Origin of the sequence: Cellulosimicrobium cellulans, assembly GCF_007679345.1 — a bacterium.
Taxonomy (GTDB): Bacteria; Actinomycetota; Actinomycetes; order Actinomycetales; family Cellulomonadaceae; genus Cellulomonas; species Cellulomonas cellulans_A.
The window spans coordinates 1-280 of record NZ_VEGH01000041.1 but is presented as its reverse complement, the minus strand read 5'-3'; the positions used below and the strand labels follow the sequence as shown (position 1 = coordinate 280).

Genomic DNA, 280 nt, shown 5'->3' with positions numbered 1-280 from the left:
GTCGGGCCGGGGGTGGTGTCGGTGGTCGCCGGTAGCGTTCTTGCATGGCTGACCTGCAGGAACACCCCCGGGGCGACGTGGTCGCCGACCCGGTGCTGCCGGTCTACGCCGCCGACGGGGTCTGCCTGACCGACTACGGCCCGGACCCCGTGGTGGCGTTCGGCGGGGCGCCCCGGACCGGTGAGCAGCGGCAGATCGAGTCGATCGCCGCGTGCCCGCCCGGACCCGTGCTCGACGCCTGGTTGCGCGGGCTGGACCTGACCGTGCTGGCACCCGCCAT

Annotated in this window: 1 protein-coding gene; it reads left to right on the top strand. The window is 74.6% G+C overall.

The features are described 5' to 3' along the window. Positions 1-44: 44 nt before the first annotated feature. Positions 45-280: hypothetical protein (locus FS882_RS20730; RefSeq protein ID WP_158376151.1), on the top strand; the 236-nt coding region annotated here is incomplete at its 3' end.